General features: G+C 59.1%; 1 tRNA gene. It reads right to left on the bottom strand.

Annotated features, from left to right (window positions below):
- Positions 1 to 2 precede the first annotated feature (2 nt).
- A tRNA-Glu gene (locus HU743_RS27060) sits at positions 3 to 75 on the bottom strand.
- Between the last annotated feature and the right edge of the window lie 177 nt (positions 76 to 252).

Genomic DNA, 252 nt, shown 5'->3' on the forward strand with positions numbered 1-252 from the left:
GGCGTCCCCTAGGGGACTCGAACCCCTGTTACCGCCGTGAAAGGGCGGTGTCCTAGGCCACTAGACGAAGGGGACACGCTACCCGGAACACATGGTGTGTGTTTCGGTGTCCAGATCCGCCTCCGAAGAGTGGGTTCTGGTTTCACTCAGCCCCGCCCGAAAGCAGTGCTGTTTAAAATTGGAGCGGGAAACGAGACTCGAACTCGCGACCCCGACCTTGGCAAGGTCGTGCTCTACCAACTGAGCTATTCC

The organism is Pseudomonas sp. SWRI99, from assembly GCF_014270125.1.
GTDB lineage: Bacteria > Pseudomonadota > Gammaproteobacteria > Pseudomonadales > Pseudomonadaceae > Aquipseudomonas > Aquipseudomonas hamedanensis.